We start from the raw sequence: 25,409 nt of genomic DNA on the forward strand, positions 1-25,409 counted from the left end.
TAAAGGATTTTGCATGCTAGCTTTAGAAATTTATATTGATATTTGCTTGAAAGACGCTTTAATAGATTATTTGTTTGAAAAAGGCTTTGATGATTTTTTTTATGTGGAATGCTATAAATACGCCGCTTCTTCGCTGCTTTTAAGCCAAAAAGAGCAGGTGAGTGGGCGTAAAGACTACGCTAAATTCAAGCTTTTTTTAAGCGATGAGATCGCTTTATCTCTAGCAAAAGATTTAAAAAATCAGTTCGCTTCTAAAGAAATGAAATTGTTTTATTCTCAAACGCATGGGTTGTAAAACGCATGGCGTTTTTCATTAAATGCCAATAACTAAAATTTTTAACTTTTTTAAAAAAATGGGGTTTTAGTTACTTTGTTTTTGAAACTCATTCTCTTAAGGGGATAGGGGGGTATTTTGCGATAATACCCCCCTTAACCCCCAACTAAATCCCCCTAACCCCCTAAGACCGCTTTTTATAAGCTATCGCTTGATTAAAATCAAGCTCTTTAATATTTTTGAGTATTTTAGTTTTGATTGTGAAAAATCAAGTATAATACCCACTATTAAATGGTGCTAGGAGTTTGTAATGACTATTATTCTTAAAAATCCGCTTTCTCTCTCTCTCTCTCTCTAGTCAGCCGTTTTATCTTTTCACCCCCATATAAACCCATACCCATATAAACCCATATTTTAGGGATTTTTGCGTCTTGTTTAGATTTTAATTTTTAATTTTAAAGGATTGGTAATGATTTTACGCACATAGACGAATTTTGTGGAGTTTTTAGAACAGGTTTTAGAAGTTTTAAAAGAAGTGGAGATTGATAAAACAGAATGCTCTACTCTTTTAGCAAGCATTCAAAAACAACAGTTTGTGATACCCGTTGTGGGGAATTTCAGCGCAGGCAAAAGCACGCTATTAAACCGCTTTTTAGGCAGTAGCGTTTTGCCTACCGGTATCACGCCAGAGACTTCTTTAGCCACTGAGTTGCACTATAGTGCTAACGAACGCATAGAGGCTTTTTCAAACAATGATGAAAAAACAGAGAGTTTTGAACTGAATGAGCAAAGTTTTGAGGTGATTAAAGACAATGCCACGAAGTATTCCTACCTTAAGGTTTATTTGAATAATGAAGCTTTGAAAAACAGCGCGCCTTTAGTGTTTGTGGATATGCCCGGCTTTGATAGCCCCATTTCAAGCCACACCCATGCCATTTTGGAATATTTAGAAAGGGGTGTGCATTTTGTCATTCTTGCAAGCGTAGAAGAGGGTAACCTAACCAAACGCATGGTTAGGGAGTTAAAAAACCTTTTAGAGTTTGACAAAGGCCTTAGCTTTATTTTGAGTAAAACGAATTTGAGGACGCCCTCGCAAGTGGGAGAAATCTCTCACTACATTCAAGATCAAATCCAAGATCACCTTGATTTGACAACGCATCTTATTTATTCCAATAAAGACAATAACGCTCTTTTAGAGGTAGCGGATAAAATAGACGCTGAAAAGCTTTTTAGCGCTTTGTATTTGAAACGATTGAAGTTTTTAAATTCCCAGTTACAAAACAGCCTAAAAAGCGTGATGGAAAGCTTTGATTATTCTAAAGAAAAGGCTTTAGAAGAAATACAAGCGTTGGATTTGAGCGTTAAAGACATTGAAAAAACCTATGAAAAATTAAGGGCTAATTTAGAAGAAGAATATTCTAGCGTGGCTGTGGGATCGGTGGTTAAAAAAGTCATAGAAGAGGTCAGGGATCAAAAGCCCTATTTAGCCTCTTTAATCAACAAGCCTAACGAGTTCAATAGCGAAATAGAAAGCGTCATGCAACAAAGCTTGATCAAAAACACTAAATTAGAGATTGAAAAGATCAACCTTTCTTTTTCAAAAGATTTTTGCGCGGAATTTGAAAGCTTGAACAACACGCAGCTTTCTAGCGATTTGTCTGTGAATTTAGAGCATGGCCTTGAATTAGGGATCAACGCCTTAAGCGTGATCTTAGCCAAGAACCCGGTTACAAGGCCGTTCGCGCTGATCTTGCAAGGGTTAAAACCTCTTTTAAAAGATTTATTGACTTTGTTGCCTAATATCATCGCTTCATTCTTTAGAAATGAAGAAAAAGAGCGGGCGAAATTAGAAAATCTGATTGAAGTTAAAGTGATACCAGAGGTTCAATACAAGCTTAAAAAAGTTTTACCGGGCTTGTTTAATGAATGCTTGGAAAATTCCCTAAAAGGTTTAAAAGATCGGTGCGAACTGGAAATCACGCATAAAAAACAAGAAATCGCACTCGCTCAAAAGGAAAAAGAAAAACACCTAAACGATTTAGAAAATCAAAAACAAATCTTAGAAAACAAGATCAACGCTTTAAGCGATCTAGAACAACAATATTTAAAGGATTAATAATGAACGCTCAAGAACTCATTAAAAAAAGCGCTTTAATTGAAAAAACGCTACAAGAACAAGGCTTGCAAGAAAAAGCGAAGCCTTTTATGAGCGATAACGCTGTGATTAAAACCGAAGAGTTAGAGAAAACACTAAAAGAAATGCAGGCTGAAGATAGGGATCTTAAAGTCGGTATCATCGGGCGCGTGAAAGCGGGTAAAAGCTCGCTCTTAAACGCTTTGATTTTTGAGGGTGTAGAGGTTTTACCCAAAGCGGCAACGCCCATGACGGCTAGTCTCACTGTTTTAAAATACGCCAATACCCTGAGCGCTGAAGTGGAGTTTTATAGCCCAAAGGATATTGCAGAGCTTAAAAACGAACATGAAAGGTATGTAAGGGAGTTTAACAGGATTGTTGAAGAAGGAGTCAAAAAGCAAAAAAGTCTTTCAAATAGGGCTAAAGAGGGATTTAAGAATCTTGGCAACATGCTTAACAGAAATAAAAACCCTGAAGCAGCGCCCAAAGAGAGGGTTTTAAGCGATGAAGAAGTATTGGAAAAGGCTAGAAGGACCGCTAAAAATACATTAAATGAGAATACGAAGCTCGTTTCATCATACGATCAATATGAAAGAATGAAAAAAAGCGGTTTGCTCAACACGGAAAAATTGGATCCACGCATTCAAGCCAATAGCTTAGAAGATCTGAATCAAAAATTGCTCCAATTCGTGGGCGCGAACGGGAAGTTCATGCCCTACACTAAAGCAGTGCAAATTTCTTTGAATAACCCCAATCTTAAAGATTTGGAAGTGATTGATACCCCAGGAGTGAATGATCCCATCGCTTCCAGAGAAGAGCGTACCAAAGCCTTATTGAAAGATTGCGATGTGGTGTTTATTGTAAGCCCTTCTAATCAGTTTTTAACGGATAGCGATATGAGTTTGTTTGATAGGGTTTCTAACAAAGAAGGCCTTCAAGAAATTTATTTTGTGGCAAGCCAAGCCGACAGCGTTGTTCTTTCTATGAGTGAAGTGGAAAAATCTGGCCAACACCTCCCTACAGCCTTTGAAAACGCGCAAAAATCCCTTTCATCTCAATTAAATAATATCATGGGAAAGTTGATTGAAAACTACCCTAACCAACGAGAGATTTTTGAAAAAGCAATCAAAAATGGCGTCATTTTGGCTTCAGGGGTTTGCTTTAGCATGTATAAAGATTTCAAAAACCAAGCTTCTTGGGAAAGCAAAACAGAAGAGTATCACAATGCATTACGGAATTTAACTAACGCTTACCCTGACGCTTTTAGTAGCGATGACAAGTCTAAAGAAAGCTTATTGTTTTTAAGCAATATGGGTGCGATTGAAGAGCGTTTAAAAAAAGCCGCCCAAGAGAAAGAAAAAATCATGCTTAAGAATTTGGAATCAAAGATAGAGAGCCGAGCAAACAACCTCCATAAATTCATAGCGCAGTTGTTGCAAGATCTGGAAGAAGAAAAAAAGAGAGTTAAAAACGCTGACATTAGCGCTATCAAAGAGCAAATAAGGGCTTATGAAAAACTCTCTACTGAGATTGAAACAGGGTTTGATGAGGTGTATGGAAATTTTATTGATGATTTCTTTACCAATATTGAAGATGGCTTGGAAAAAACATTAGAAAAATTTATCCAACAAACTGAAAAGAATAATGAACACCAAAAAGGTGAAGATAATGAATATGTTCTAAAAAAAGTTAAACAAGATGGCTTTTTAGGGAGATTTGCGAGGTTTTTTGGCCAAGCGTTTAGCGATGATTGGGGCTATGAACAAAAAGGATATTATAAAAAAGTAACGAGCGTTAAAGCCGGAGCGGTGGTTGATTTTTTGATAAAGATGCATGATGATTGCGAAAAAGCCTTAAACAGAAGCGCTAGATCTTTTAGTAAAAATTTTAAAAACGCGCTCTACGCTAAAGTCCTTTCTAGAATGAGCGAAATCATCCGTGATAATAGTTTGATTGATAAATACGCTTTCAAAAAAAGCGTGGAGGCTGTTTTAAATCCCATTGAATTTAAAGAGTTTGATTATAATGATAAGCTTCCTGGCGAGATAAGGGGGAAAACGGGCTTTTTAAAAGGCGATGAAGCTAATGCTTTCATACAAAGCGTGGGGAATTATATGAGAGGTTTTGAAGCTGAGGCTAAAAAAGATGTGAAAGGCTATATCCAAGGTTTAAGAGAGAATTTAGAAAAGCAAAACTTTGCCAGCGATACGCTTTCAAAACTCCAAAAAGACATGCAAAACTTGCACAATCAAGTGCAAAACAAAGAACAATCCATCGCTCAATTAGACGCAAAAATCCAAGCTTTAAAGGGGATTTAATGAGCATTAATTTTTTTAATAGTATTTTTAATGACAATAGCGCAGCTGAGAACTACCACAATACAGAGGGGTTAAAAGAACGCTACGATCTAATCGCTCGTATTTTAAACGCTAAAATGGAAAATGAAGGGCTAGAAGAATACCAGAGCGTCTTAGATGACGAGTTTTTAGAGTTCGCTAGCGGCGTGGATTCGCTCAAAGAAAAGGAAATAGCGTTACTGACGCTCCAAGAAATCCAAAAAGAATTGCAATTAGTAGCGAGCTACCCTAGTTTGTTCCAAAAAACCATCGTTGCGGTGGGGGGAGGGTTTAGCGCGGGCAAATCCACTTTTTTAAACAACTTGTTGGGCTTGAAATTAAAACTCCCTGAAGACATGAATCCCACCACAGCTATCCCCACTTATTGCCTAAAGGGTCAAAAAGAAGTTTTAATGGGGTTTTCTCAAAATGGGGGCATGGTGGAATTACCCCACCTCGCTTTTGATCATCAGTTTTTAAAATCCCTTGGCTTTAATTTGAAAGAAATCATGCCTTTCATGCTCTTAAGCTCTCCTAGCGTGCCTTTTGAATTTTTATGCTTCATAGACACGCCTGGCTATAACCCTGGCAATCAAGGCTATACGGGTGGGGACAAAGAAGCCTCTAAAGAATCCCTAAAGCACGCTAAACACATTCTATGGCTTATTAGTTGCGAGCGTGGGGGCATTGAAAGCGATGATTTAGAGTTTTTGCAAGAATTATACGAAGAAGAGGGCAAGCAGGTTTTTATCGTATTGAGTAGGGCTGATAGGCGCACCAAAAGCCAGTTAGAAGAAGTCGCTAAGAAAATTAGAGAAGCTTTAAAAGATAATGGCATTGAATTTTTAGGGATTGGCGCTTATAGCGCTACAAGGTATCTAGAAATTAAAGAGTTCAGCGAAAAAAGCAAAGTTTTTAACTCGCTTGAGAAATTTTTAATGAAGTTAAATCAAAGGAGCGAGAAACAAAACGAAATTTTAGGATCTTTATACGAGGTGCATTCCATGTATGAAAAGGCTATTAATCAAGACGCTAACAAATTCAAACGCTATCAAAAGGCTTTGCATTCTGTCAGATTGGATTTATTGCAAAAGGGCTTTGATGATTTCAATGATGACACTTTTAATAAAATAGAATCGCTCAAAAAAGAATTTTCTGAGAAAGAAAAATCCAAAAGAGAGAATTTAGCGCGATTGAACGAAGTGATTGACTTGTTTAAAAAGAGCATTGATAAGGTTTTTGATCGTGTGAGCGCTTTCACTTTTGAAAAATACAAAGAACAAAACGACGACGAAGAGGACGACGAAGCAAACTACAGAGAGTTTGAAGAAATCAAAAAAATGGTGCTGTATTTTAGGGATCTCAATTTGTTTTATTTGGATTGGTATGAATGGAGTGAAGAAGAGATCCAAGAAACTAGAGATAGTTTAGATAAATGTAATGAGTTACTCCAACTGCATTACTCTTTAGAAAATTTGCAAACGCTTAGGGAGTTTAAAGAAGAAGCGGACAACGCCTATCAAAAGTCTTTAAACGATGAGGAGCTTCAAGACGATTTGAGAGAGTGGAGGAGGTCAAAACGGCGGTGATTTGGATCGGAGCGTGAAAGGGTTTTTAGTTGTAGGGGGGAATGGTTTCAAAATACCCCCCTTATCCCCTTAAACAATGAGTTTAAAGTAAAGTAACCAAAATCCCATTTTTTAAAATTTAAAAAATTTTTTAAACTACTCTATTTTTAATCAAAGACAGCGTTTTGAATGTAAGGGCTATTTTAAACTTATTATTGTAAAATGGCGAGTTTTACAATCAATGAGATTAGGAATTTAATGGAAATTGCAGTATTTGGTGGCGGGGCGTGGGGGAGGGCTTTAGCCTTTGCTTTTGGAGAAAAGAATGAAGTCAAAATCATTTCAAGGCGCGATCTAAACGAGCCGCTAAAAAAGCTCAATAACACCTTGATTTCTAAAGGTTCTGCCCCCATAGAGCAAGTGGATTTACAAAGAGGCTTAAAAGCAGCGCTTTATGTCATCGCTATTAGCGTGCAGCATCTAAGGGAATGGTTCCAAAACGCTTCTTTACCCAAAAACGCTAAGGTTTTAATCGCTTCTAAAGGGATAGAGGTTTTAAACAGGGCGTTTGTGAGCGAGATCGCAAAGGATTTTATCGATCCTAATTCTTTGTGTTTTTTAGCCGGCCCGAGTTTTGCGGCTGAAATCATTCAGGGCTTGCCTTGCGCGTTAGTCATCCATTCCAATAATCAGGCTTTAGCGCTAGAATTCGCCAATAAAACCCCCTCTTTTATCAGAGCTTACGCCCAACAAGACATCATAGGGGGTGAAATCGCCGGGGCGTATAAAAACGTGATAGCCATTGCGGGGGGGGTTTGTGATGGCTTGAAATTAGGCAATAGCGCTAAAGCGAGTTTATTATCTAGAGGTTTGGTGGAAATGCAACGCTTTGGGGCGTTCTTTGGGGGCAAGACAGAGACTTTTTTAGGGCTTTCTGGGGCTGGGGATTTGTTTTTAACCGCTAATTCCATTTTATCCAGGAATTATCGTGTGGGTTTGGGGCTAGCCCAAAATAAGCCTTTAGAGGTGGTTTTAGAAGAATTGGGCGAAGTGGCTGAGGGGGTGAAAACGACCAACGCCATTGTGGAAATCGCTAGAAAATACGGCATTTATACGCCCATTGCGAGCGAACTAGCCTTGCTTTTAAAGGGTAAGAGTGTGCTAGAGAGCATGAACGATTTGATCAGACGCGCTTAAAAGGAAAGAGAGCATGCAAGATTTTTCAAGTTTATTATTAAAATTACAAGAGTATTGGAAGAATCAAAGCTGTTTGGTGATCCAGCCTTATGATATTCCTGCAGGAGCGGGGACATTCCATCCGGCCACGCTTTTAAGGAGTTTGGATAAAAAGCCGTGGAATGTGGCGTATGTCGCGCCCTCTAGAAGGCCTACTGATGGGCGCTATGGGGAAAACCCTAACCGCTTGGGGAGTTATTACCAATTCCAAGTGGTTATCAAGCCAAGCCCTTCTAATATCCAAGAAATGTATTTAAAAAGCTTGGAAGTGTTAGGGATAAACCTTAATGAGCATGATATACGATTTGTAGAAGACAATTGGGAGAGTCCGACTTTGGGGGCATGGGGGCTTGGCTGGGAAGTGTGGCTTGATGGCATGGAGGTTACGCAATTCACTTATTTCCAGCAAGTGGGGGGCATTGCTTGTAACCCTATCCCGGTGGAGATCACTTACGGCTTGGAAAGATTAGCGATGTATGTCCAAAAAGTGGAAAATATCCTAGAGATTGAATGGGCTAAAAAGGATAATGAAAGCGTGCGTTATATGCAAGTGCATTTAGAAAGCGAATACGAATTCAGCAAATATCATTTTGAAATAGCGAGCGTAACAAGGCTATTAGAAATGTTTAAAAACGCCCAAGCCGAAGCCTTGCATTGCTTGGAAAACAAGCTCCCGCTGCCGGCTTATGATTTTGTGATGCTATGCTCGCATTTTTTCAATATTTTAGACGCCAGAAAAGCGATTTCGGTGGCTGAAAGGCAAAATTATATTTTACAAATCAGGGATTTAGCCAAAGGGTGCGCGCTTCTTTATAAAGAGCAAGAAGAAGAAAGAGAAGAGCGTTTAAAAAACGCTCTAATAAAGGCTTAAAATGGCGTTAGTTAAGGAAGTGTTGGAAGTTTTGAACCGCCTTTCGCCTTTTGAACTCCAAGAATTGTGGGATAATAGCGGGTTGAATGTGGGGAGTGGAAATAGCGAGTTTAGCGAGATTATCGCATGCTTAGAAATCACGCTTCAAATCGCTCTAAACGCTCCCAAAAACGCCCTAATCATCACGCACCACCCTTTAATTTTCAAGCCCTTAAAAACGCTAAATTATGAGGCTTATCCGGGGAATATTTTAAAAATCTTAATCCAAAAAAACATTTCAGTCATCAGCATGCACACGAATTTTGACAAAACGCATTTAAACAAGCATTTCGCTAGCGCGCTTTTAGGGTTTGATGGCTTGATGGAAAAAGGCCTTATGTTAGTGAAAGAAAACGCTAATATGGAATTTGATGCGTTGGTGAAAAAAATCAAATCTTCTTTAGGGGTGGGACAATTAGCATGTGTTAAAAGTTCTCCAATCATTAAAGATTTAGCGTTTGTGTGCGGATCGGGAGCGTCCATGTTCTCTTCTTTAAAAGCACAAAGCTGTTTAATTACAGGCGATGTGAAATACCATGACGCTATGATCGCTCAATCTTTAGGGATAAGTTTGATTGACGCCACGCATTATTATAGCGAAAGGGGTTTCGCACTCATTGTGGCTGAAATTTTGCATTCTTTTAATTATTTGGTTACAATAGAGAATTTTAAAAACCCCTTGCAAATCATTTAAAGGAAAGCGATGAACACCCACCTCAAACAATTGATTGAAATTTCGCATTTGGATAAAGAAATTGACTCCTTAGAGCCGTTGATCAGAGAAAAACGGAAAGACTTGGATAAGGCCTTGAATGATAAAGAAGCTAAAAATAAAGCGATTTTGAATTTAGAAGAGGAAAAATTAGTCCTAAAATTACAGGTTTCTAAAAACGAGCAAACCTTACAAGACACGAACGCTAAAATCGCTAGCATCCAAAAGAAAATGAGCGAGATCAAATCCGAAAGGGAATTGCGCTCTTTAAACATTGAAGAAGATATTGCTAAAGAACGATCCAACCAAGCCAACAGAGAAATTGAAAACTTGCAAAATGAAATCAAGCACAAAAGCGAAAAACAAGAGGATTTGAAAAAAGAAATGCTAGAGCTTGAAAAATTAGCGCTGGAATTGGAAAGCTTAGTGGAAAATGAAGTCAAAAACATCAAAGAAACCCAACAGATCATCTTTAAAAAGAAAGAAGAACTCGTGGAAAAAACCGAGCCTAAAATCTATAGCTTTTATGAAAGGATCAGAAGATGGGCGAAAAACACGAGCATTGTAACGATCAAAAAACAGGCTTGTGGGGGTTGTTTTATTAGACTAAACGATAAGATTTATACCGAAGTGCTAACGAGTGGGGATATGATCACTTGCCCGTATTGCGGGCGTATTTTATACGCTGAGGGCGCGTATGAAAGTAACGCTCAATCTCCAAAAGAAAGCCAACCAAAAGAAAGCCAAGAATCCGTTTGATTGTTTAAGTTTTTCTACCTTTTATGTTTGACTTTGGGGCATCTTTTTTGCACGCCTTTCATCTTTTTTTGGAGTTTTAAGGAAAAATACCGCCATTCTTTAAAGGCTCGTTTTTTTCTCAAAGACAATCTTTTAAAAAGCGAGCCGGTTTTTTGGTTTCATGCATGCTCTTATGGGGAGGTCAAATCCTTAGAGCCAATCATCCACGCTTTAAAAGAGCCGATTTTAATCAGCGTTACCACTAATACCGGCTTTGAATTAGCCGCTCAAACTTATCAGCATTCTCAACACATAGAAGTGCGTTACCTGCCTTTTGAAACCCTATTATTTGCATGGAAAAAAAACTTAAAACGCTTGAAAACTTTGGTGGTTACAGAAGCGGAATTGTGGTTTAATGTGTTTGATACGGCTCAAAAATTAGGGGCAAAAACCATGCTCATTAACGCTCGCATCAGCGTTCGTTCTTACCCCAAGTACCAGCGTTTTTCTTTCTTTTATGCGATTTTATTCAAACGCATTGATTTGATTTTAGCGCAAAGCAAGGACGATCAAAAGCGCTTGTTGAATCTAGGGGCAAAAAAAGTGGTGGATTTTTTGAATATCAAGCGTTTTTCAAAGCCTGTGATCGCTTCGTTTTACCCTAAAAACCCAAGCGCTTTAAACATTGTTTTAGCCAGCACGCATGAGGGCGAGGAGGAATTAGGGTTAAAAGCGTTTTTGGAGTTCAAAAAGACTTTTAAGAACGCAAGACTGATTGTCGTGCCGCGCCACCCCGAGCGTTTTAAAAGCGTGCAAAATTTGTTGCAAGATATTTTAAAAACGACGCCTTTTAGTTTAGAGTGTTTTTCTTCAAAGGGTTTTGTGGAATGCGATATTTTGTTAGTGGATAGCTTGGGGGAATTGAATAACTTCTATGCGATCGCAGACATTGTCATTTTAGGGGGTTCGTTTGTCAAAATGGGGGGGCATAACCCTTTAGAGCCGGCGTTTTTTAATGCGCGCCTAATCACAGGGGAGCATCTTTTCAACCAGGTAGCGTTGTTTGAATTAGTCAAGCCTTATAAAATCGTTCCAAAAGAGGATCTGTTAGACGCTCTCTTAGATTACAAAAATTTAGGCGTGGCGCGTTTTTTAGAAAATGGGCATGATTTAAACGAATTGCTCGCCTTCATTAAACATTAAAAAGGATAAACATGGAAAAAGCCTACAAATTATTGAGCGTTCAAGAAAACATTTCGCATAAAAAAGCCAAATCTTTGATTGATTTGGGGTTAGTGAGCATAGGGGGGCAGAAATTGAGCATCGCCAGAAAAGAATTGCCCAAAAACACGCGCTTTGGCGTCCAAAAGGTTGAAAAACCCAGCGTGATTTTTGAAGATGAAAACATTCTAGCCCTTTTTAAACCCCCTTTTATAGAGAGCTATGATCTAGCCTCTTTTTTCAAAGATTGGGTGCTGTTGCACCGCTTGGATAAAGAAACAAGCGGGGTGATTTTATTGGTGAAAGAAAATTCAGAATTCCACTTAAAAGCTAAAAAGGCTTTTAAAGACAGGGCGGTTAAAAAAGAGTATTTAGCGATCGTTCAAGGCATCATAGAAGAAGAGCGAGAAATCAACGCTCCCATTCTTACCATTAAAACCACTAAAGCGTTTAGCAAAATCTCTAAAAAAGGGCAAGAAGCGGTCACGATCATCACGCCCTTAAAAATCATCAATAAAAAAACCTTTTTAAAAGTGGGGATCAAAACCGGAAGAACCCACCAGATCAGAGTCCATTTAAAGCACATTAACCACCCCATTATAGGCGATACGATCTATAATAATGAGCCAAGTTCAGCCAAACGCTTGATGCTCCATGCGCATAAAATTGCGCTGCTAGGGTATGAATTTGAAGCGATCGCTCCTAAAGAATTTGAAATTTAAGGATGAGCATGAACGCTTGGAATACGATTTATGAACGATTTAACCCTATCGCTTTTAGTCTTGGCGGTATTGATGTGCATTGGTATGGTTTGGCGTATGCGTGCGCGATTGTTACCGCTTTTTATATGGCGTTGAGAATGATCCAAAAAGATCCCAAGCGATTCCCCATTGAAAGGAAGGAATTTGAGAGTTATTTTTTGTGGGCGGAGCTTGGCATTGTGCTAGGGGCAAGGATAGGATACATTCTTATTTATGAGCCTAATTCCAGCTATTATTTGACGCATTTTTGGCAAATCTTTAACCCTTTTGATAGCCATGGGAATTTTGTAGGCATTCGTGGGATGAGCTATCATGGGGGGTTGGTGGGGTTTTTGATCGCTTCGTATCTTTATAGCCGTAAGGATTTAAAAAAGCTTTTGATTTATTTGGATTTGATTGCGATCAGCCTGCCTTTAGGGTATGTTTTTGGGAGGATTGGGAATTTTTTAAACCAGGAGCTTTTTGGGAGGGTTGTCCCCAAAGACAGCTATTTAGGGCAAATCATAGGCATTATGGTGGATAATCAATTGCGCTATCCTAGCCAATTGATTGAAGCGTTTTTAGAGGGGGTTGTCGTGTTTTTAATGGTAATGTGGGCTAAAAAACACACCAAAACGCATGGGTTGCTCATCGTGGTTTATGGCTTGGGGTATTCCTTGATGCGCTTTATTGCGGAATTTTACAGAGAGCCGGATAGCCAAATGGGGGTTTATTTTTTAAATTTGAGCATGGGGCAGATTTTAAGCTTACTTATGGTAATTGTTTCATTAGGGATTTTATTGTATGCTACGAAAAATTCTAAAAAAATAAAGGAAAATCAATGAAATTTTTGGATCACGAAAAAAGAAGACAATTACTGAACGAACGCCATTCTTGCAAGATGTTTGACAGCCATTATGAGTTTTCTAGCACAGAATTAGAAGAAATCGCTGAAATCGCTAGGCTATCGCCAAGCTCTTACAACACGCAGCCATGGCATTTTGTGATGGTTACTAATAAGGATTTAAAAAAACAAATTGCAGCACACAGCTATTTCAATGAAGAGATGATTAAAAGCGCTTCAGCGTTAATGGTGGTATGCTCTTTAAAACCCAGCGAGTTGTTACCACACGGCCACTACATGCAAAACCTCTATCCGGAGTCTTATAAAGTTAGAGTGATCCCCTCTTTTGCTCAAATGCTTGGCGCGAGATTCAACCACAGCATGCAAAAATTAGAAAGCTATATTTTAGAGCAATGCTATATCGCTGTGGGGCAAATTTGCATGGGCGTGAGCTTAATGGGATTGGATAGTTGCATTATTGGAGGCTTTGATCCTTTAAAGGTGGGCGAAGTTTTAGAAGAGCGTATCAATAAGCCTAAAATCGCATGCTTGATCGCTTTGGGCAAGAGGGTGGCAGAAGCGAGCCAAAAATCAAGAAAATCAAAAGTTGATGCAATTACTTGGTTGTGATTAAACAAAATCAAAAACTTTTTAACTATAATCAAACCTAAATTAAAGTTTAAGGAGTGGTATTTTGTTTAAAAGAATGGTTTTAATCGCTCTTTTAGGGGTGTTTTCAAGCGTTTCATTAAGCGCTAAGAGTCTTTTAAGAGATGATGGGATTTTAGTCTCTGATTTAAAGGGCATGAAATCAGAATTGTCTGATGCTCCTGCTTGGGTTTTTGAAGACCCTAAAGTCCCCTACGAAGAAATGGGCGTGGCGTATATCCCTGTTAATAACAAATATTTAGGGATTGAGCAAGCGACCTTAAACGCTAAATTGAGCCTGATCGTGGTTTTTCATGAAATCATGTTGAAGTATAAAAAACGCTTCATGGAGCAATTCCATGAGTCCGAGCAAACGGCTACGAATATCAGCTACGCTATCTATAATTACCTAGCGACTAAGATCCAAGTAGCCTACACCTATACGAATTTAAAATCGGAGGTGGCTGTGGTGAAAATCAAGCTAGTGGGTTGCCAGATTGATCAAATCAAAAGGTATTTAAAAGCGAGCGTTGAAAACCTTAACGATAATGAAATCGCTTACATCGCTAAGGTCGCTCAAAAAGAATTTGGTAGCGTTTGCGCGTTAAGGTAGTTTTATAGCATTCTGGCGAGCATGTTTAGGGCATGCTCTACGCTTTTATTTTGAATGCTTTCTCTATTGCCTTCAAAAAAACAGCGATCGATTAAAGCTTGAGATCCTAATTTTTGCACGCCAATATAAATCGTGCCTACCGGATTAGCCTTACTCCCCCCATTAGGGCCAGCCACCCCACTGATCGCAAGCGCTAAATCCACTTTAAAATTGAAAAACACGCCTAATAGCATTTCTTTCACGCATTCTTCGCTATAAACCCCAAAGACTTTTAAAGTCGTGGCATTGACTTTCAATAATTCGCGCTTGACCTCTTCATTGTAACACACAATGCCCCCCATAAAAACCGCTGAAGCCCCGCTAATGGAAGTGAATGCATGCGATAATAACCCCCCAGAGCAGCTTTCAGCCACCGCCATTTTTAAACCTAAAGATTTCAAGCGCTCTATCACAGCGTTTGCGCTTTTTTGGTTATCGTCTAATTCCACAATATTGGAGTTAAAAAGCGTTTGAAGATAAATTCTCGCTTGTTCTACATTCTCGCCTTTTAATTCAATGCCATCTTCTTTGACTTGAGCGGTAACGTTCAATCGTTTCAATTCCTTTTCAATCAAAATAAAACCGCTTTCATTATCCATATTCAAAAATTTAAATTTCATTTTTAACCTTTTAAAATCCTAAATTCAGCGTGCGCCACAATTCTTCCACTTCTTCTGTTTCTAAATCAATCGTGCTTTGAGTGTGAAAAAAAGCTTGGATTTTTTCTAAATCCAGGCTTTTAGCTTTCAAACAAGAGGGGTGCGCTAGAATAAACCCTTGCGCTAAAGCGACAGAACGCTCTAATTTTGCATCGCATAAAAAACAAGAATTGTAACTTTGCAAGCGCCCTTCAAAATTCAAAAGCGTTGCATACATTTCTAAAATCACTCTTAAGGGGTGCTGCTTGGAGAGTTTGCTAGCCCCATCATCTAAAGTGTCAAAATAGACACTATCTAAAGAATGCACGCCTTCTAAATGTTTGAACAAGAGAGCGCAAAAGCGTTGCCAAAAAAACAAGCGCTCCATTTCTCTTTCCCAAATATAGCCTAAATGCAAAATATTCCTTAACTTGGGTAAAAATTTATCATCGTTTTCTTCTTCAAAATCAATTTTACGCCCCACATTCAGCACGCTGTGGCGTTTGCCATAGAAACGATAGAGGGTTTTGAGCTGGTTTTTGGTTAAAACGCGCACGATCAAATCTTCATCTCTTATGCTTTGTGTTTGTAAAAGAAACCCTTGCATCGCTACTCTTAAGATAATTTGGTTTATTATAAGCAAAACTTGGATACAATCCTAATAAAACTGCAAAATTAAGGAAAAACATGGGATTTGCAGATTTCTTTAAAAATTTTAAGATCAATAAATTGCGGACAACACCAAGTAAGGAAGAACAGCCAAACCATTGGGTGAAATGCCCTAAATGTTATGCGTTAATGTATCATAAAGAAGTGTTTGGTAAATACAGCGTGTGTTTGAAATGCCATTACCATTTCCGCATGAACGCAACTGAAAGGATTGAATTTTTATGCGATGTGGGGAGTTTTGAAGAGTTTGACAAGCACTTACGGCCTAATGATCCTTTGAATTTCGTGGATAAAGAAAGCTATAAACAACGCATTAAAAAATACGAAAAAAGGACTAACCGCCCAAGCTCCGTGATCAGCGGTGAGGCTAAAATCAACCGCATGCCTTTGCAAATCGTGGTGTTTGATTTTAGCTTTATGGGGGGGAGTTTAGGCTCTGTGGAAGGCGAAAAGATCGTAAGAGCGATCAATCGCGCGGTAGCCAAAAAAGAAGCGTTACTGATTGTTTCAGCGAGTGGGGGGGCTAGGATGCAAGAATCCACTTATTCGCTCATGCAAATGGCTAAAACGAGCGCGGCTTTGAACCGATTGAGTGAGGCCAAACTCCCTTTCATTTCGCTCTTAAGCGATCCCACTTATGGGGGCGTTAGCGCGTCTTTTGCTTTTTTAGGGGATTTGATTATTGCAGAGCCTGGAGCGATGATAGGTTTTGCAGGGCCTAGGGTGATTAAGCAAACTATAGGGGCGGATTTGCCTGAGGGCTTTCAAACAGCGGAATTTTTATTAGAGCATGGCTTGATTGATATGATTGTGCACAGGAAGGATTTGAAAAAGACTTTGAGCGATCTCATCGCTATGATGACGCATAAGACTTCAAAGATTTTTTAAAGTTTTAAGATTGATGCGTTGCGTGGTGTATTCTATTGCTAAAAATTCGCCCCTAGATTTGGTGAAAAGCTATCAAAAGCAATGCAAGCGATTTGATTGCGAGCTGGAATTAGTGGATTTATTCCCTAAAAATACCGCCAACGCTCAAAAAGTTTCTAAAGAACTGGCTCAAAAAAGCTACTCTCTAGCCTTTGAGCCGTATTTAAACCCTAAGGCAAAAAATATCGCCTTACACCCTAAAGCTCAAAGGGGCGACAGCTTTGCGTTTAGTAAAATGTTAGAAAATCATCTTAATATTAATTTTTTTATCGCTGGAGCGTATGGGTTTGAAGAAAATTTTTTAAAGGATTGTCAAGCTTGGAGTTTGAGCGAGATGACTTTTAGCCATGAAGTGGCTAAAATTGTCTTATGCGAGCAAATCTATAGGGCTTTGAGCATTATTTTTAAGCATCCATACCATAAATAGGAGGTGCGCATGCGTTTTTACATTATCTTTACATTTTTGTTCATTGTGGGTTTTGGTGTGTTTGTTTATAGTATCGATCCGCAAGCTTACGCCTTCAATTTAGGGAGCTACAGCTTTAACCTCCCCATTGCGGTATGGCTTATGGGCGTTTTGGGCATGTTCGCTTTTTTTTCATGGGTTTTTTTATTCAAGCACAATCTCAGCCATAAAATCCGCTTATACCACGAAAAAAGGGATTTTGACAAATTGCTCAAACAAATCCTGTCCCAAGACACTCAAAAGACTTTTTTAAAAACGAAATTTAAAAGCGATCTCGCTAAAAACCTCTCTCAAATCTTAGCCCGCTATGATTTAAAGGCTGATTTAAACACGCCAAGTAGTGGGTGCGAAAAAGTGGATAACCTTTTTAAGCATTACCACAATATAGAAAATAACACTCTTGAGCCTAAAGATCACGCTAAGCACTCTCTGGCCTATGAGCATGCTTATTTTTCTAAACGCTTGAAGGCTTTCATCCATAACGATTTGAAAAACGCCTTTGAAGTTTTAACAAACGCGCAAATCCCTTTGGAATTACGCCGCTACGCTTTTATAGAAATTGCCCAAAAAGGCAGCAAAAAAGAGGTTTTGAAGGCTTTGAATGCGATGCAAGATAACTTGGATAAAGAGTGCGTGAAGTCTTTTTTAAAAGCCTTTTTTGAAAAATCTTTAAACACAGACACTTTAAAAATTTCAGAGCTTTGCAAAAAGGTGGGTTATGATAAAGACGATTATTTAAAGCTCGCGCAAAAAGCACAAAAATTTCTCGTCCCTGATCAATGGTTTCAATTTTTTGAGATTTTAAGCCAAGAAGACGATAAGGCGCAAAAAGCCTTTTTATTCGTGTTGTTAGAATTAGAAATGAACGATCTCGCTAAAGAGCATCTAGCGGTTTTATCTTTTGAAGAATACATGCTTTTAAACGCCTACATGGATTTGAAACAAGAGCATAAAAAAGCCTATAAGTTAGAAGCGTTTTTGTAGGGGGGTTGTTTTGCTTCATGTTTTTAGGGCAGATAGAAATAGATGATTACAAAAAATTCAAGAAATGGGCTAATGGAGTCGCTTTTAGCGCCAAATGATAAGAGGAAAGAGACTAATCCTTTAAACCCTGATGAGACTAATCCTTTAGGAAGAAACAACTAAAGCCAAAATGCACTATAACCCACCATAAAAAGTTTTAGTAACCCGTATTTGATGAAAACAGAGCTTTTTTTATTTTTTAAATTTTTTATGAATTTTATCCGTATTTTAAAAATACTTTGCTCAATCAATACAACAAAAGAGTTTTAAGAAGATTTAAAAAAAGGGCTAAAAAATAAATTTGTGCTTTTGAAAGATGATATTTTAAAAGATGATAAGGGTATTAAAGAATACCCCAAATAACGCTTTAAAAACGCACCACCATAGTCGCCATGTATGAACCTGATTTGAAGTTGCTAGGAGCGCCTTCAGGCAATTTGATATGGAAATACTTTTGACAACCATTGATCGCTTTTTCATAATTTTTAGTGAAAGAATGGTGATGGCGGTTTTCTAAAGGCCCTTTCATGTGTTTGCTCGTCAACGCAGAATGCTTTAATTTGACAAACAAAAGCAAGTTTTCACCGAACAACGATTTCATCGTGAAAGCGAACGCTCGTTTATAAAATGTCCGTTTGTCAATATCAATCCCAATAATCCCACTTCCAGCCGAATAGACTAAAGGCTTTGAATACAATCTCAGATCATCGCCACTCAAAACGCTTAACAAAATCCCTAAACTTATTAGTGTCCTAACCCCATTTTCTTTCCTTAAGATATAACATTATCCGTATGTTTAACAGATAAGGAAATTTAACCTAAAACACCTTAATGGTTGATTAAAAAATTAAAAAAAATGTATTTTTTAAAAAAGCGTTACGATTTAGAGATTTGTGAAGATTTTTATAATTGATGGTTATTTTTGAATAATTTTTTTAAATTGATTGATAATGAGATAAGACTCTTTTTTAATCTAATAGGGATCGCTAAAACCTTATTTTAATTTTAAAAAATGGGATTTTTAAGCTTCTTCAATCAATATTCAAGTTTTTAGATTTTCACCATAAAATTTTTTTAAAAGATAAAACACCCCCACAAGCAAAACCACACCGATTAAAAGAGCGAGCGAGCGCGAATGCATAAAACTTGCCACCCCCAAACTCACCGTGCTACAAAGCATTGCAATAGTCGCATAAGGGAGTTGTGTGATGAAATGGCTTTGCACCGAACACCCTGCCCCTGTAGCCGATAGTATAGTCGTGTCAGAAATGGGACTTGTGTGATCGCCATAAACCGCGCCTGAAAGGATCGCTGAAACAATCAAAATAATATCGCTTTCATTGGCCATGCCCGCTCCAATGGGAAGCATGATCGCAAACGCTCCCCAGCTTGTGCCGGTAGAAAAGGCGATAAACCCAGAGATTAAAAAAAAGATTAAAGGCATATACACGCCTCCCCCACTATTTAAAAATCCCTTGCTGATGTGGGCCAAGTAAATCCCCGTTTGAGCGTCATCTCTGATCACAGGCCCAATAGCCCAAGCGAGCGTTAAGACTAGTATCGCTGGTCCCACACTCTTAAAGCCATCCAACATGAGTTTAAAAAAGCTCCCTTTTTCTAAAAACTTATAAGCTAAAAGATAAGTAACAATGAGCGAAAACAGCCCCCCATAAAAGAGCGAAAAACTCGCATCAGTGTTTTTTAAGACCACTCCTGTATAAAAAATCAATGATGAAATGGACACAATCAATAATAAAATAGAAAGAGGCAACAAACTCAAGGGGGCTAGTTTTGAAGAGCCTTCTTCTTGTTCGCTATAAAAATCCTTCACGCCTATGTTTTGATACTTTCTCATGCTAGGGAGGTTGATTTGCCATAAAATAGTGAGAAAGACTGCAATGAGCGCAAAAATCGCATAATAATTACTGCTCAAGCTTTGCACAAGCACCGAAAAACTATCTTTTAATAAGGGCGAGCTGTCGTTATTCATGATCCCCATGATATACGCCCCCCAACTAGAAATGGGGACTAGCAAGCACACCGGCGCTGAAGTGGAGTCTATGATATAAGCCAAGCGTTCTCGTGTGGAGTTATGAGCGTCGTTTAAAGACTTTGAGATTTGCCCCACAGTTAGGGCGTTAAAATAATCATCTACAAAAATAATAATGCCTGAAAAAAAGGCGATAAATTCAGGGGTTTTGGCGTTTTTAGAGTATTTTTTAGCTTTTTTGACAAAGTTCTGCACGCTACCGGATTTTAAAATCACCTGGCTTAAGACGCCTAAAAAGATTAAAAACCCAAAAACATAAAGGTTGGAAAGATTGAAATGAAGCCCTTTTTCTGGCTCGTAAGTGTAAAAAACGGAAGTGATTTTAGTATAGGCATATTCTACGATGTAAGAAAGGTGTAACGAATGCATTAAAACAGCGCTCACTAAAATGCCCACAAACAACGAGAGCGCGACTCTTTTAGTAAAAACCACCATTAAAATAACGCTAAGAGGAACAATGAGGCTTGATGCTGACAATCCCACCGAATAAAATCCTTTAAACTAATCTTTAAATTTCAATTAAAAGAGACAATCAATATTCACAAAATTCTTTATTAATTAAAAGAAGAGATGAATTTGCCAAAACAAATCGCTTAAAAGATTTTAATCAAGTGGCCGGGAGAGAGGGATTCGAACCCCCGGAGGTATGACCCTCAACGGTTTTCAAGACCGCCGCTTTCAACCACTCAGCCATCTCCCGCTATTTTCATAAAAGTCCCTAAATGACTACAATATGGAGGCGACACCCGGATTCGAACCGGGGAATCAAAGTTTTGCAGACTCATGCCTTACCACTTGGCTATGTCGCCTTAATTTTTAACACTAGCGTATTCAAAAATAAAATCAAATCGCACTCAAAAATGGTGCCCAAAGCCGGACTTGAACCGGCACGGTATTGCTACCGAGGGATTTTAAGTCCCTTGTGTCTACCAATTCCACCACCTGGGCAAACTAAATAGAAACCATGCTCTAGAAGTTAAATCAAAATATGGAGCGGGAAACGGGGATCGAACCCGCGGCCCCGACCTTGGCAAGGTCGTGCTCTACCACTGAGCTATTCCCGCACTCTTTATTCAAAAAGACGATTGTTATTGTATCTAAACTCAATAATAAAAGTCAAGGTTTTGTCCAAATTTCTAATTCTATTTTAAAAACAGATTGTGGCTTTGCCCTCTTTTAGTGGCAATGAGTGTCTATAAAAATGCTCAAAAGCATTTTTTACAATAAGTCATAATAAAAGGGCTTGCAAGCGAGTGGTAGCTTTTAAAATTGATGATAACAAAGCCTAAAATTCAAATAAAACCCGTTTAAGAATTTCTAAATGTGGGTAAAAAATATACAATACCTTAATAATAAGATGAAAATTCATGGCGTTTTTGTGCTCATTTTTTATTTCTTTATTAATTTGATTGCATAATAATAGCTGACATAACACATCATCATAGGAGTTTCAATCATGAAAGAAGTCATCCATTCAACGCTAGCCCCAAAGGCTATAGGCCCTTACTCTCAAGCTATCGCTACTAACGATCTTGTTTTTGTCTCTGGGCAATTAGGCATTGATGCGAGCACCGGCGAGTTTAAAGGCACAGACATTCATTCTCAAACCACGCAGTCCATGGAAAATATCAAAGCGATTTTAAAAGAAGCAGGGTTAGGGATGGATAGCGTGGTTAAAACGACTATTTTATTGAAAAGTTTAGACGATTTTGCGGTGGTGAATGGAATCTATGGGAGTTATTTTACAGAGCCTTATCCGGCTAGAGCGACCTTTCAAGTGGCTAAACTGCCTAAAGACGCTTTAGTAGAAATTGAAGCGATAGCCATTAAGTAATTCTATTTAAGGGACTATCAGCATGAAAAAAGAAGTCGTGGTCATAGGCGGTGGGATTGTAGGGCTTTCTTGCGCGTATTCTATGCATAAATTAGGGCATAAGGTTTGCGTGATTGAAAAAAGCGATGGTACAAACGGCACTTCTTTTGGGAATGCTGGGCTTATTTCTGCGTTTAAAAAAGCCCCTCTCTCATGCCCAGGTGTGGTGTTAGACACCCTAAAGCTCATGCTCAAAAACCAAGCCCCTTTAAAATTCCACTTTGGGCTTAATTTAAAGCTCTACCAATGGATTTTAAAGTTTATGACAAGCGCGAACGCCAAATCCACGCACCGCACCATGGCGTTGTTTGAACGCTATGGGTGGCTGAGTGTTGATATGTATCATCAAATGCTAAAAGACGGCATGGATTTTTGGTATAAAGAAGACGGGCTTTTAATGATCTACACTTTAGAAGAAAGTTTTGAAAAAAAGCTTAAAACTTGCGATAACAGCGGCGCTTATAAGATTTTGAATGTGAAAGAAACCAAAGAATACATGCCCGTTGTTAATGACAATATCTGCGGGAGCGTGCTTTTAACCGAAAACGCGCATGTGGATCCGGGCGAAGTGATGCGCTCTTTGCAACAATATTTACAAAACGCAGGCGTGGAGTTCCTTTATAATGAAGAAGTGATCGATTTTGAGTTTAAAAATAACCTTATTGAGGGCGTTATCACGCATAAGGAAAAAATCCAAACAGAAACAATCATTCTAGCCACTGGGGCTAACCCCACTCTCATTAAAAAAACCAAGAACGATTTTTTAATGATGGGGGCTAAAGGCTATAGCATCACCTTTAAAATGCCTGAAGAATTAAAGCCCAAAACCTCTTCCTTATTTGCGGATATTTTCATGGCAATGACCCCACGAAGAGACACCGTTAGGATCACCTCTAAATTAGAATTAAACACCAACAACGCCCTCATTGATAAAGAGCAAATCGCTAACATGAAAAAGAATTTAGCCGCTTTCACGCAGCCTTTTGAAATGAAAGACGCCATAGAATGGTGCGGTTTCAGGCCCTTAACCCCTAATGATATTCCTTATTTAGGCTATGACAAACGCTATAAAAACTTAATCCATGCGACAGGGCTTGGGTGGCTTGGCATCACTTTTGGCCCGGCCATTGGTAAAATCATCGCCAATTTGAGCCAAGATGGCGCGAATGAAAAAAATGCCGATATCATGCTTTTTTCTGCATTTTTTAGGGATTAAGGAATTTCTTTTTTAAACCCTAGTTTATTAAGGAGCTTTTATGGAAACGATTGATTCGGTGGTGCGTTTATTATCCAATTTTGTGTGGGGGATTCCCATGCAAATTTTATTAGTAGGCACCGGCTTGTTTTTGACCTTTTATCTTAGGGGTTTGCAATTCAGTAAGATCTTTTATGCGATCAAAATCCTTTTTGACAAAGAGTCCCAATCTAAGGGCGATATTTCGCAATTTTCCGCTCTCATGCTTTCTTTAGGAGCAACCGTAGGCATTGGGAGTATCGTAGGCGTAGCGACTGCTATCAGCATCGCAGGGCCAGGAGCGGTGTTTTGGATGTGGGTTACTGGGCTTGTTGGCATGGCGACTAAGTATTCTGAGGGGATTTTAGCGGTGAAATACAGGGAAAAAGGGGCGTTTGGATACAACGGAGGGCCCATGTATTACATCAAAAACGGCCTTAACATGCCCAAACTCGCCATGGCGTTTGCGATTTTTACGATTATTGCGAGCATTGGCACCGGTAACATGACGCAATCCAATGCGGTTTCTTCCATTTTAAGCGAACAAGCGAACCTGCCTACTTGGGTTTCAGGCTTATTGCTCACGATTTTAACCGCTTTCATTGTCATTGGGGGGATTAAATCCATTGGTAAATTCACTTCTTACTTAGCTCCTGTTATGGTGCTTTTGTATTTGATCGCTATTATTTATATTATTGTCAGCCATTTTGATTTAGCCATTCAAGCGATCAAACTCATTTTTGAAGAAGCCTTTAACCCTAAACCCGTTGTGGGCGGAGCGGCAGGCGCGTTAATGGCGACGATGATAAAAACCGGCGTGGCTAGGGGGTTGTATTCTAATGAAGCGGGGTTAGGGAGTTCGGCTATTATTGCTGCGAGCGCTCAAACGCGCCACCCGGTGCGCCAAGCCTTAGTGTCCATGCTCCAAACTTTTATTGTAACCTTAGTAGTGTGTTCGGCGACAGCGAGCGTGATTTTAATGGCTCCAGAATACAACACCTTGCTCCCTAATGGGGAAAAATTGAGTGCTAATTTGCTCACTCTAAAAAGCACGGAATATTTTCTAGGCTCATTAGGGACGGTGGTGATTTTTACAACCATGATCTTTTTTGCTTACTCTACGATCATTGGTTGGGCTTATTATGGGGAAAAATGCGCTGAATACGCCTTTGGTGAAAAAAAAGTGAAATATTACCGCTTGATCTTTTTAGCGAGTGTGATGGTGGGGGCTATGGCTAAAATTGATTTTGTGTGGAATTTAGCGGATCTTTCTAACGGGCTTATGGCTATCCCTAATTTGATCGCTTTGATTTTGTTGCATAAAGTGGTTTATTCTGAAACTCGTTGGTATTTTAGCAAGCATTCTAACAAGTAAAATGACATGTTAAAAAGAGCGAGTTTTGTAGAAGTGAACACCCATTCTTTAAGGCATAATTTTAGCACAGTCAAAAGCATTGTCCCTAAAGACGACCACATCATGGCGGTTGTCAAGGCGAACGCTTATGGGACAGGGGCATTAAAAGCGAGCGAAATTTTCTTACAAGAAGGGGCTAATTATTTAGGGGTAGCGACCTTAGATGAAGCCTTAGAATTGCGCTCTCATTTTTCTAAAGCCCCCATTTTGATTTTAGGTTATAGCCCTAATACTAACGCTTCCATGCTGATTGATAACGATTTGAGCGCTATGGTTTTTAGCCTTGAACAAGCGGAGGTTTTTTCTCAAATGGCTTTAAAATCTCAAAAACGCTTAAAAATTCATCTTAAAATTGATACCGGCATGCACCGCTTGGGTTTAGAGCCTAATTTTAAAAGCATAGAAATCATTAAAAAAATCCGCACTTTAAAAGGCTTGGAAATAGAGGGGATATTCACGCATTTAAGCAACGCTGACGCTAAGATTAAAACCCATGCTAAAAACCAAATGAAAGCCTTTAACGCTTTTTTAGAGCAGCTTTTGGATCAAAAAATAGAGTTTCAATACCGCCATGCTTACAATTCCGCCGGTATCCTTTCTTTGTGTAACGGGAATGAAAATCGTTTGTTAAACCTTTATCGCCCAGGGATCATGCTCTATGGTTTTTACCCCTCTAATGAAATGAAAGAGTCGTCTCAAACGATATTAAAAAATGTTATCAGTTTAAAAGCGCGAATCGTTCAAATCAAACGAGTCAAAAAAGGCGAATTTATTGGCTACGGCGAGCATTTTTACACCAATGAAGAGACTTTAGTGGGCGTTTTAGCTCTAGGGTATGCGGACGGGTTAATGCGCGCTTTAGGCAATCGCATTCAAGTAGCGATCAATAACCAATTAGCCCCCCTGATTGGCAAGGTGTGCATGGATCAGTGCTTTGTCAAACTCAATGATATTCAAGCCAAAGAGGGCGATGAGGTCATTTTGTTTGGGGATAAAAGCGCTAAGGCTAATGACGCAAGCGAAATCGCTGCGCTTTTAAACACCATTGCTTATGAAACCATCAGCACCCTATCCAAACGCTTGGAGCGCGTCTATATTTAAA

At 38.9% G+C, this 25,409-nt stretch carries 24 protein-coding genes and 4 tRNA genes; 20 read left to right on the forward strand and 8 right to left on the reverse strand.

Annotated features, from left to right (window positions below; genetic code table 11):
- Nucleotides 1-13 precede the first annotated feature (13 nt).
- The 13 genes from H7N67_RS06115 to H7N67_RS06175 all read left to right on the forward strand — a co-directional run bounded on the left by H7N67_RS06115 (nucleotide 14) and on the right by H7N67_RS06175 (nucleotide 13,974).
- Nucleotides 14-295: a DUF3240 family protein gene (locus H7N67_RS06115; RefSeq protein WP_000880306.1), complete on the forward strand. Its 282-nt coding sequence runs from the start codon at nucleotides 14-16 to the stop codon at nucleotides 293-295.
- A gap of 475 nt (nucleotides 296-770) precedes the next feature.
- Nucleotides 771-2,390, forward strand: coding sequence for a dynamin family protein (locus H7N67_RS06120; RefSeq protein ID WP_332258209.1), 1,620 nt, complete (start codon nucleotides 771-773; stop codon nucleotides 2,388-2,390).
- Nucleotides 2,391-2,392: 2 nt separating this feature from the next.
- Nucleotides 2,393-4,726, forward strand: coding sequence for a dynamin family protein (locus H7N67_RS06125; RefSeq protein ID WP_187939381.1), 2,334 nt, complete (start codon nucleotides 2,393-2,395; stop codon nucleotides 4,724-4,726).
- Nucleotides 4,726-6,333, forward strand: a complete 1,608-nt coding sequence (locus H7N67_RS06130; protein WP_187939382.1) for a dynamin family protein — start codon at nucleotides 4,726-4,728, stop codon at nucleotides 6,331-6,333. Before H7N67_RS06125 ends, H7N67_RS06130 begins: the two co-directional genes overlap by 1 nt.
- Nucleotides 6,334-6,570: 237 nt before the next feature.
- Complete coding sequence (locus tag H7N67_RS06135) at nucleotides 6,571-7,509, forward strand: NAD(P)H-dependent glycerol-3-phosphate dehydrogenase (protein WP_187939383.1); 939 nt, start codon at nucleotides 6,571-6,573, stop codon at nucleotides 7,507-7,509.
- A gap of 13 nt (nucleotides 7,510-7,522) precedes the next feature.
- On the forward strand, nucleotides 7,523-8,419 hold the full coding sequence (gene glyQ, locus H7N67_RS06140) for a glycine--tRNA ligase subunit alpha (protein WP_187939384.1): 897 nt from the start codon (nucleotides 7,523-7,525) through the stop codon (nucleotides 8,417-8,419).
- A gap of 1 nt (nucleotide 8,420) precedes the next feature.
- On the forward strand, nucleotides 8,421-9,152 hold the full coding sequence (locus H7N67_RS06145; RefSeq protein WP_187939385.1) for a GTP cyclohydrolase I: 732 nt from the start codon (nucleotides 8,421-8,423) through the stop codon (nucleotides 9,150-9,152).
- 9 nt (nucleotides 9,153-9,161) lie between these two features.
- The gene (locus H7N67_RS06150; RefSeq protein ID WP_187939386.1) at nucleotides 9,162-9,929 is read left to right on the forward strand and encodes a zinc ribbon domain-containing protein; all 768 of its coding nucleotides are present in this window, start codon (nucleotides 9,162-9,164) and stop codon (nucleotides 9,927-9,929) included.
- Nucleotides 9,930-11,111 carry a lipid IV(A) 3-deoxy-D-manno-octulosonic acid transferase gene (gene waaA, locus H7N67_RS06155; protein ID WP_187939387.1) on the forward strand — a complete coding sequence of 394 codons (1,182 nt, stop codon included), beginning with the start codon at nucleotides 9,930-9,932 and terminating at the stop codon, nucleotides 11,109-11,111.
- Nucleotides 11,112-11,122: 11 nt separating this feature from the next.
- A complete protein-coding gene (locus H7N67_RS06160) occupies nucleotides 11,123-11,851 on the forward strand; it encodes an RluA family pseudouridine synthase (protein WP_187939388.1) in 729 nt (242 codons plus the stop codon).
- 8 nt (nucleotides 11,852-11,859) lie between these two features.
- Nucleotides 11,860-12,714, forward strand: a complete 855-nt coding sequence (lgt, locus tag H7N67_RS06165) for a prolipoprotein diacylglyceryl transferase (RefSeq protein WP_187939389.1) — start codon at nucleotides 11,860-11,862, stop codon at nucleotides 12,712-12,714.
- Nucleotides 12,711-13,343 (forward strand): oxygen-insensitive NAD(P)H-dependent oxidoreductase RdxA, encoded by a 633-nt coding sequence (rdxA, locus tag H7N67_RS06170; protein ID WP_187939390.1) that lies wholly within the window; start codon nucleotides 12,711-12,713, stop codon nucleotides 13,341-13,343. The genes lgt and rdxA overlap by 4 nt, the downstream gene beginning before the upstream one ends.
- A gap of 64 nt (nucleotides 13,344-13,407) precedes the next feature.
- Nucleotides 13,408-13,974 (forward strand): hypothetical protein, encoded by a 567-nt coding sequence (locus H7N67_RS06175; RefSeq protein ID WP_000476712.1) that lies wholly within the window; start codon nucleotides 13,408-13,410, stop codon nucleotides 13,972-13,974.
- A 2-nt stretch (nucleotides 13,975-13,976) separates the two neighbouring features.
- On the opposite strand, the gene H7N67_RS06180 is transcribed toward H7N67_RS06175, so the two are convergent.
- On the reverse strand, nucleotides 13,977-14,633 hold the full coding sequence (locus tag H7N67_RS06180) for a CinA family protein (protein ID WP_187939391.1): 657 nt from the start codon (nucleotides 14,631-14,633) through the stop codon (nucleotides 13,977-13,979).
- 10 nt (nucleotides 14,634-14,643) lie between these two features.
- Nucleotides 14,644-15,258, reverse strand: a complete 615-nt coding sequence (gene recO / locus H7N67_RS06185) for a recombination protein RecO (protein ID WP_187872856.1) — start codon at nucleotides 15,256-15,258, stop codon at nucleotides 14,644-14,646.
- A gap of 80 nt (nucleotides 15,259-15,338) precedes the next feature.
- Between recO and accD the strand changes: the two genes are divergently transcribed.
- From accD to H7N67_RS06200, 3 genes are read left to right on the forward strand one after another with little or no spacing between them, the layout of a single operon-like run.
- Entirely contained in the window at nucleotides 15,339-16,208 is an 870-nt protein-coding gene (gene accD, locus H7N67_RS06190) for an acetyl-CoA carboxylase, carboxyltransferase subunit beta (protein WP_187939392.1), read from the forward strand.
- 13 nt (nucleotides 16,209-16,221) lie between these two features.
- The gene (rlmH, locus tag H7N67_RS06195; protein WP_001203847.1) at nucleotides 16,222-16,674 is read left to right on the forward strand and encodes a 23S rRNA (pseudouridine(1915)-N(3))-methyltransferase RlmH; all 453 of its coding nucleotides are present in this window, start codon (nucleotides 16,222-16,224) and stop codon (nucleotides 16,672-16,674) included.
- 9 nt (nucleotides 16,675-16,683) lie between these two features.
- The gene (locus tag H7N67_RS06200) at nucleotides 16,684-17,697 is read left to right on the forward strand and encodes a LapA family protein (protein ID WP_187939393.1); all 1,014 of its coding nucleotides are present in this window, start codon (nucleotides 16,684-16,686) and stop codon (nucleotides 17,695-17,697) included.
- A gap of 406 nt (nucleotides 17,698-18,103) precedes the next feature.
- Here H7N67_RS06200 and H7N67_RS06205 read toward each other — a convergent pair whose 3' ends face one another.
- From H7N67_RS06205 to H7N67_RS06230, 6 genes are all read right to left on the reverse strand, one after another.
- Nucleotides 18,104-18,466, reverse strand: coding sequence for a hypothetical protein (locus H7N67_RS06205; RefSeq protein WP_024113579.1), 363 nt, complete (start codon nucleotides 18,464-18,466; stop codon nucleotides 18,104-18,106).
- 312 nt (nucleotides 18,467-18,778) lie between these two features.
- On the reverse strand, nucleotides 18,779-20,269 hold the full coding sequence (locus tag H7N67_RS06210) for a Na+/H+ antiporter NhaC family protein (RefSeq protein ID WP_187939394.1): 1,491 nt from the start codon (nucleotides 20,267-20,269) through the stop codon (nucleotides 18,779-18,781).
- 129 nt (nucleotides 20,270-20,398) lie between these two features.
- Nucleotides 20,399-20,486: transfer RNA gene (locus H7N67_RS06215), tRNA-Ser, on the reverse strand.
- Between the two features lie 34 nt (nucleotides 20,487-20,520).
- A tRNA-Cys gene (locus tag H7N67_RS06220) sits at nucleotides 20,521-20,595 on the reverse strand.
- Nucleotides 20,596-20,647: 52 nt separating this feature from the next.
- A tRNA-Leu gene (locus tag H7N67_RS06225) sits at nucleotides 20,648-20,734 on the reverse strand.
- A 41-nt stretch (nucleotides 20,735-20,775) separates the two neighbouring features.
- Nucleotides 20,776-20,850, reverse strand: a tRNA-Gly gene (locus H7N67_RS06230).
- A 392-nt stretch (nucleotides 20,851-21,242) separates the two neighbouring features.
- Between H7N67_RS06230 and H7N67_RS06235 the strand changes: the two genes are divergently transcribed.
- Genes H7N67_RS06235 through alr form a run of 4 tightly spaced genes read left to right on the forward strand, consistent with a single transcriptional unit; the run spans nucleotide 21,243 to nucleotide 25,408 of the window.
- Nucleotides 21,243-21,620, forward strand: coding sequence for a RidA family protein (locus tag H7N67_RS06235; protein ID WP_000665807.1), 378 nt, complete (start codon nucleotides 21,243-21,245; stop codon nucleotides 21,618-21,620).
- Between the two features lie 22 nt (nucleotides 21,621-21,642).
- Complete coding sequence (locus H7N67_RS06240) at nucleotides 21,643-22,875, forward strand: NAD(P)/FAD-dependent oxidoreductase (RefSeq protein WP_187841663.1); 1,233 nt, start codon at nucleotides 21,643-21,645, stop codon at nucleotides 22,873-22,875.
- Between the two features lie 40 nt (nucleotides 22,876-22,915).
- Nucleotides 22,916-24,268, forward strand: coding sequence for an alanine/glycine:cation symporter family protein (locus H7N67_RS06245; RefSeq protein WP_187939395.1), 1,353 nt, complete (start codon nucleotides 22,916-22,918; stop codon nucleotides 24,266-24,268).
- Nucleotides 24,269-24,274: 6 nt separating this feature from the next.
- The gene (gene alr / locus H7N67_RS06250; protein ID WP_187939396.1) at nucleotides 24,275-25,408 is read left to right on the forward strand and encodes an alanine racemase; all 1,134 of its coding nucleotides are present in this window, start codon (nucleotides 24,275-24,277) and stop codon (nucleotides 25,406-25,408) included.
- The last annotated feature ends 1 nt before the right edge of the window (nucleotide 25,409 follow it).

Origin of the sequence: Helicobacter pylori (assembly GCF_014498195.1) — a bacterium.
GTDB classification, from domain to species: Bacteria; Campylobacterota; Campylobacteria; order Campylobacterales; family Helicobacteraceae; genus Helicobacter; species Helicobacter pylori_DO.

Bases quoted from the DNA above. Each gene is read 5' to 3' on its own strand.
- H7N67_RS06115 (WP_000880306.1), top strand. From the start codon at position 14: ATGCTAGCTTTAGAAATTTATATTGATATTTGCTTGAAAGACGCTTTA.
- H7N67_RS06125 (WP_187939381.1), top strand. From the start codon at position 2,393: ATGAACGCTCAAGAACTCATTAAAAAAAGCGCTTTAATTGAAAAAACG.
- H7N67_RS06130 (WP_187939382.1), top strand. From the start codon at position 4,726: ATGAGCATTAATTTTTTTAATAGTATTTTTAATGACAATAGCGCAGCT.
- H7N67_RS06135 (WP_187939383.1), top strand. From the start codon at position 6,571: ATGGAAATTGCAGTATTTGGTGGCGGGGCGTGGGGGAGGGCTTTAGCC.
- glyQ (WP_187939384.1), top strand. From the start codon at position 7,523: ATGCAAGATTTTTCAAGTTTATTATTAAAATTACAAGAGTATTGGAAG.
- H7N67_RS06145 (WP_187939385.1), top strand. From the start codon at position 8,421: ATGGCGTTAGTTAAGGAAGTGTTGGAAGTTTTGAACCGCCTTTCGCCT.
- H7N67_RS06150 (WP_187939386.1), top strand. From the start codon at position 9,162: ATGAACACCCACCTCAAACAATTGATTGAAATTTCGCATTTGGATAAA.
- H7N67_RS06160 (WP_187939388.1), top strand. From the start codon at position 11,123: ATGGAAAAAGCCTACAAATTATTGAGCGTTCAAGAAAACATTTCGCAT.
- lgt (WP_187939389.1), top strand. From the start codon at position 11,860: ATGAACGCTTGGAATACGATTTATGAACGATTTAACCCTATCGCTTTT.
- rdxA (WP_187939390.1), top strand. From the start codon at position 12,711: ATGAAATTTTTGGATCACGAAAAAAGAAGACAATTACTGAACGAACGC.
- H7N67_RS06180 (WP_187939391.1), bottom strand. From the start codon at position 14,633: ATGAAATTTAAATTTTTGAATATGGATAATGAAAGCGGTTTTATTTTG.
- recO (WP_187872856.1), bottom strand. From the start codon at position 15,258: ATGCAAGGGTTTCTTTTACAAACACAAAGCATAAGAGATGAAGATTTG.
- accD (WP_187939392.1), top strand. From the start codon at position 15,339: ATGGGATTTGCAGATTTCTTTAAAAATTTTAAGATCAATAAATTGCGG.
- rlmH (WP_001203847.1), top strand. From the start codon at position 16,222: ATGCGTTGCGTGGTGTATTCTATTGCTAAAAATTCGCCCCTAGATTTG.
- H7N67_RS06200 (WP_187939393.1), top strand. From the start codon at position 16,684: ATGCGTTTTTACATTATCTTTACATTTTTGTTCATTGTGGGTTTTGGT.
- H7N67_RS06235 (WP_000665807.1), top strand. From the start codon at position 21,243: ATGAAAGAAGTCATCCATTCAACGCTAGCCCCAAAGGCTATAGGCCCT.
- H7N67_RS06240 (WP_187841663.1), top strand. From the start codon at position 21,643: ATGAAAAAAGAAGTCGTGGTCATAGGCGGTGGGATTGTAGGGCTTTCT.
- H7N67_RS06245 (WP_187939395.1), top strand. From the start codon at position 22,916: ATGGAAACGATTGATTCGGTGGTGCGTTTATTATCCAATTTTGTGTGG.
- alr (WP_187939396.1), top strand. From the start codon at position 24,275: ATGTTAAAAAGAGCGAGTTTTGTAGAAGTGAACACCCATTCTTTAAGG.